This is a genomic window from Neobacillus driksii (assembly GCF_013409995.1).
Lineage (GTDB): Bacteria > Bacillota > Bacilli > Bacillales > Cytobacillaceae > Neobacillus > Neobacillus driksii.
This window is the reverse complement of sequence record NZ_JACCBX010000006.1, coordinates 54,284-60,338: the sequence shown is the minus strand read 5'-3', so window position 1 is coordinate 60,338 and position 6,055 is coordinate 54,284. Positions and strand designations below refer to the sequence as shown.

Here is a 6,055-nt window from a genome sequence, read left to right as displayed (position 1 = left end):
GACTAATCTCATTAAGAGTCCCATTGATTTGTCCTCAATAAGGGGGATTAAGGACTAATCTCATTAAGAGTTCAATGGATTTGTCCTCAATTAGGGAATGTGAACAGCATTCAGACACCTTTTCCTTTTTTGCGCTCTTTGCTGTCCGAATAAGTCCTGCATTCTGACACCTTATCCTTTTTTAACGATTACACAGTCCGAATGTGACCGGCATCCTGACATCTTTTCCATCTTTTACTGGTTACATTGTCCGAATTCACACTAGCAATCATTCCTTATATACCTTTGTTTCTATATTTAGTGATGTAGCAGCAATATTTCCGAAAAACCTATTTTTATTAGCGATAAACCTTGTAATTATAAATATTTTTCATGTGAGAAAAAAATACATGTGTTAGGTTTCTTCACAGCAATTGAGACAAAACACCAGTATCAGACTATTCTTAAAACTATAAAAATTAGGAGGTATAAAAAATGAAAAATAATATTGGTTTGATTTCGTTCGTCATTTTACTAGCTAAAGTCTTATTTTCAAAAGGAACGAAAAATATCGGGTGGTAACTCCTGATTAAAAACAAAGATTACTAGAGAGGAGTAGATAAGATGAAACTAGCAGATTTAAAAAAGGCGGGTCATGCACCATCATTAGTAGCGTCATTTCTATACTTTGATATCAGTTTCATGATTTGGGTGATGTTGGGGGCTTTAGGAGTTTATATCACGAACGATTTCAATCTTTCTCCTTCAGAGAGAGGTCTCATTGTGGCGGTTCCCATCTTAAGCGGTTCTTTTTTTCGACTGATTCTTGGTTTCTTAACGGATCGAATTGGCCCTAAAAAAACAGCCATCAGCGGGATGACTGTGACAATCATTCCACTCTTATGGGGATGGTTATACGGTCAAACTGTTACAGAACTTTTCTTGATTGGAATTCTTCTTGGAGTTGCAGGTGCAAGTTTTGCAGCGGCCATTCCAATGGCGAGCCGGTGGTACCCGCCACATTTACAGGGATTGGCTATGGGTATTGCAGGTGCGGGGAACAGCGGTACGCTATTGGCTACTTTATTCGGACCACGCCTGGCTGAAACGATTGGCTGGCATAATGTAATGGGTCTTGCTCTTATTCCCTTTCTCATTGTTATGGTTTTATATATAGTAATGGCCAAAGATGCCCCATCACAGCCGAAAGCAAAACCCATGAAAGAGTACTTTCAGGTATTTAAACAAAAAGATACCTTATATTTCTGCCTGCTATATAGCGTTACCTTCGGCGGTTTTGTCGGACTATCAAGCTTTTTAAGTATCTTTTTTGTAGATCAATATGAGTTAACAAAGGTACGTGCGGGCGATTTCGTTACTTTGTGTGTCGCAGCGGGAAGTTTTTTCCGACCAGTCGGCGGATACATCGCAGATAAAATCGGCGGGGTTCGGTTGTTAACTTTCTTATTTATTGGAGTTGGAATCACCATGTTCTTCATAAGCCAGCTTCCTGCCCTGCCTATTGCTATTGCAGGATTGTTCATTGGAATGCTTTGTTTCGGAATGGGTAACGGGGCGGTATTCCAATTGGTTCCTCAGCGATTCCAAGAGGAAATTGGTGTAATTACAGGTATTGTCGGAGCTGCTGGTGGCGTGGGAGGATTCTTTGTTCCTAATATACTGGGGTCACTTAAACAAATGACAGGAACCTATGCTACCGGATTTTACATTTTAGCCGGGGTTGGTTTATGTGCTCTTATCGTCTTAGTTCTTGCACAAATTTCATGGAGGAAGAATCTGGAGTCAAATCGTGCATCCATTTAATAAGGAAGTTCATTTTAAGTAACCTAAAAGGCATGAGTTGGAAATCAAACCAACTTATGCCTTTTTAAGTTATACCAAAGTATGAACTTATTTCAGTAGTAGGTGCAGACTCTGATTTTTGTGCTTAAGTATAATTAACTCCTACGAGTATCCCCATAACAAGTATTATCATAGTACTTTTATTTCTAACGGTTTAATCCCCCCTAACTCTATCTTTCCTAGCGTTTATGTGCATGCATGATTGAATAAGTCTTATTATAGAGGAATATCCTTAAATTTTTCATACACATAAAAACACAAGATGAATTTTAAAAACTCTACTCAAGAGCTTATGGTAAAATTAATAGATAACCTTTACTAGAAGACAATGGTTGTTTAATATAGAACAGATACTAGTTAAGAATTGTTTAAGGTTTATATTGAACAATTAAAGGGATTGATAGATAAATAGAAAGAGGACGAAAATTCGGTTTTGAAAGAGTTTAGTAGTCTTCTAAACACGAAAGGAAGATTCACAATGAAAAGGATTAAATGGTTACTTTTCCTACTTGCTCTCGGGATTAGTACTATTTTGATATTTAAAGACAACGAAACCAAACCGTCTAAAGCAACAGGCATTGAACAGAAAAAAGATGTTCCCTTACCGACTGAACTCCACCCCATCGTAAAGGAACGCAGCGATCAATTAGTGCAACAAGCAGCAAAAATAGGAATAGTCGTTTTGATTACTGACGGTTTCCGCAGTATAGAGGAGCAAAACACCATTTATGAACAAGGTCGTACAGCAGAGGGCAATATTGTCACGAATGCAAAAGGAGGTGAATCCTATCATAATTATGGGCTCGCGATTGATTTCGCGCTTGAAACTCCTTCAGGAGATGTTGTTTGGGATCGTCAATATGATCGGAATCAAAATGGAAAGTCCGATTGGTCCGAGGTGGTGAAAATAGCTAAGTCACTAGGATTCGAGTGGGGCGGAGATTGGAAAGATTTTAAAGATTATCCACATTTCCAAATGGATTTTGGACTGACAATTGCCGATTTGCAGAATGGGCAAAGACCCGACGAATCATCTAACGTGGCGGAAAGCAAGTGAAGACAAAGCACTACTGGGACGGCTTTCCCTGCCTTTTTGGCAGGGAGAACCGTCCCCGTGTGTTTTGATGTTATTTGTGGTCGATAATCGCCCAATAGGCTGGTTTTACATTGTATTCTGGATCAAATACAAATGGTGCATCTTTACCTGATCTAGCTTCCATTTTAGCATATGGTGCGTTTGCCAATGTTACAACGTTTCCATCTGCATCATAGTAAACATCTGCACGGTCATTTAACCATGTATGGTTATCGGCAATTCCCCAGAATGTCACATTGCTGATTTTATCGCCCAATTTCTCATATAATTTAAATAGACGATCATAACGGTCTGCTTGATCTATAAATTTCTGTGCTGGAATAGAATCATAGGTAGGATACGCCCTTACTGGCCAGCCATACATACTGACATCGAGCTCAGTAATTTGGTTGTCTAACCCTAGTTCAGCAAACATGTTAATTGTGTCTTCAATTTCTTTTTCAGACGGCCAGCCGATTTGAATGTGAGACTGATGCCCAACACCATCAATTGGAACGCCTTGCTCTTTTAAACTTTTTACTAGGTTGTATAAGTACGTTCTTTTTGGTGTTACTTCTGTATTGTAATCATTGATATAAAGCTTAGCGTCTGGAGCAGCGTATTGTCTTGCTGTCTTAAAAGCGACTTTAATATAGTCCGTTCCGGTAATTAGGAACCATGGAGATTGACGTAAACCTTCAGGATGTCCACCCCATTCGTCGATTACTTCATTGACAACGTCCCAAGATTTAATATCATCTTTATAACGAGAAACGACTGTTTTAACATGTGTTTCTAAACGGCTTAATAAAAGCTTTTTGTTAGCCTCAAGATTAGACGGATCTGCAACCACTTGCTTTCCATTCTGCCAAACAACCATTGAATTTCCATTTGCATCTTTGAAGAACCAATCTGGTACTTGGCTATGCCAGACAAGCGTATGGCCGCGCATGTCCATTCCATTTTCTTTCGCAAACTTAACAAGTTTATCTGCCGGTTCCCAGTTAAACTGCCCTTCTACTGGCTGTAAACTGCTAGGCTTCATGACATTTTCTGCTACAATGCTATTAAAATGGCGCTTTAACATTTGTGAGTCTTTTGCATCTAATAATTGATTTGGCTCAACCGCTGCACCTATGGTGAAAGAATCTTTATATCGTTGGTCCAATTGTGGTGCTGTTAACCCGCTAATACCTGGTTTATTTGAAATATTTGTTTCGGCACTAACTGTCGATCCTATAGGTAATAATAAGGCTAGAGCTAATCCAGAAACGATAGGTTTACGTAAAACTTTTAGCATGTTTTATTCTCCTTTTTAATAAATTTTAATAATAGTTTCTTGTTTAAGAACTTTCTATCTTTTCTGAATTCATTCTATCTTGAATAACTTTGTTTAAACACCCGACAAAGTAAAGGCTTTACTTTTATTACTAAAGGTGATACTTTCAATAAAATTGATGTTAGATGAGAGGTAAATAAAGGATACAACACAAAACAGGCATCATTTAATGAAAATGATGCCTGCAACTTTTCTCCCTTATCATTGACCATTCGAAAGAACATTGAGGGTATAGTGGTTAATGCATGCAATGTTATTGACCGCAATTTAGAAATCGCTATTCATTGCAAAATTAGACGGAAAGACCCATTTCGACTATGCCATCAAGTATTTTTCTACTTCCTGTGCAACTTCCCTGCCTTCGTTAATCGCCCAGACGATGAGGCTTTGGCCTCTTCTAGCATCCCCAGCAGCGAATACTCCTTCAACGTTGGTTTTGAACTCCCCATATCTGGCAGCAACCTTTTGGTTGACTTCCTTTACACCAAATTGGCGTAACAATGGCTGTTCAGTACCTTCAAAGCCAATTGCAATAAACACAAATTGAGCTGGCCAGACTTTTTCAGTGCCTGGGATTTCTTTAAAATAATACCGACCTTCTTCATCCTTTAGTTTCTCCATTTGGATGGTGTGAAGTTCTTTAAGATTCCCATTCTCATCAGCGACGATTTTCTTTGTTTGAATGGAATATTGCCGTGGATCTTCCCCAAATTTGGTTTCTGCTTCCTTATAAGCATAATCCATGGTAAAAACGTTGGGATACGCCGGCCATAAATTATCAGTAGTACGTTCACTAGGTAATTGCGGATGTTTTCCAAACTGAACGACACTCTTGGCTTTTTGACGAAGCGCAGTTGCCACACAGTCAGCACCTGTGTCCCCGCCGCCAATTACGATGACATCTTTATCTTCTACATTGATAAATTGACCATCCTCAAAGTTCGAGTCTAATAGACTTTTTGTCGTTAGCGTTAAATAATCCATCGCAAAGTGAATTCCCCTGGCTTCACGACCTTCAATCACTAAATCCCTCTGCCTTTGAGCACCTGTACAAAGGATGACCGCATCGAACTGAGTTTGGAGTTCTGCAGTTGTGATATCTTTACCCACTTCTGTATTCGTAACAAAGTCAATACCTTCCTGTGTCAATAAACGAATCCTGCGTTCTACAACTTCTTTTTCAAGCTTCATGTTAGGAATCCCATACATCAGCAAACCACCTGGACGGTCGGCTCGCTCATAAACCGTTACAGAGTGGCCGGCTTGATTAAGCTGATCCGCTGCTGCCAAACCAGCAGGACCGGAACCGATAATCGCCACTTTCTTACCAGTCCGTAACCTTGGAATCCTTGGTGTAATCCATCCGTTTTCAAAGCCTTTATCGATGATGGCTTGTTCAATATTTTTAATTGTAACCGCTGGGTCGGAAATGGCTAACGTACATGAACCTTCACATGGTGCCGGACAAACTCTTCCTGTAAACTCAGGAAAATTATTTGTCTTCAACAGCCGATCAAGCGCTTCTTTCCAACGGCCCCGATAGACCAGATCATTCCACTCCGGGATCAGGTTGTGAATCGGACACCCCGATGTTGCTCCTTGAATCTCCATTCCGGTATGGCAGAAGGGGATGGAGCAATCCATGCACCGCGCCCCCTGTGTACGTAACTTTTCATCAGAAAAAGGAACTGTATACTCTTTCCAATCATTTAAGCGTGTTAACGGATTTCTTTCTCCCACTTTTTCGCGGGAATATTCCATAAATCCAGTTGGTTTCCCCATTGTTCCTCTCCCCTTTC

At 39.8% G+C, this 6,055-nt stretch carries 4 protein-coding genes; 2 read left to right on the top strand and 2 right to left on the bottom strand.

Translation table 11 applies throughout. The features are described from left to right. The first annotated feature begins 603 nt into the window (after positions 1 to 603). Together F4694_RS14680 and F4694_RS14675 are read left to right on the top strand one after the other, a co-directional pair. Positions 604 to 1,803 carry a nitrate/nitrite transporter gene (locus tag F4694_RS14680; protein WP_179599195.1) on the top strand — a complete coding sequence of 400 codons (1,200 nt, stop codon included), beginning with the start codon at positions 604 to 606 and terminating at the stop codon, positions 1,801 to 1,803. Positions 1,804 to 2,320: 517 nt separating this feature from the next. Continuing rightward, the gene (locus F4694_RS14675) at positions 2,321 to 2,899 is read left to right on the top strand and encodes a M15 family metallopeptidase (RefSeq protein WP_179599193.1); all 579 of its coding nucleotides are present in this window, start codon (positions 2,321 to 2,323) and stop codon (positions 2,897 to 2,899) included. Positions 2,900 to 2,969: 70 nt separating this feature from the next. Here the strand turns inward: F4694_RS14675 and F4694_RS14670 are convergent, their stop codons facing one another. Together F4694_RS14670 and gltD are read right to left on the bottom strand one after the other, a co-directional pair. Continuing rightward, positions 2,970 to 4,217 carry an endo-1,4-beta-xylanase gene (locus F4694_RS14670; RefSeq protein WP_179599191.1) on the bottom strand — a complete coding sequence of 416 codons (1,248 nt, stop codon included), beginning with the start codon at positions 4,215 to 4,217 and terminating at the stop codon, positions 2,970 to 2,972. A gap of 354 nt (positions 4,218 to 4,571) precedes the next feature. Beyond that, positions 4,572 to 6,038, bottom strand: a complete 1,467-nt coding sequence (gene gltD, locus F4694_RS14665; protein ID WP_179599189.1) for a glutamate synthase small subunit — start codon at positions 6,036 to 6,038, stop codon at positions 4,572 to 4,574. Between the last annotated feature and the right edge of the window lie 17 nt (positions 6,039 to 6,055).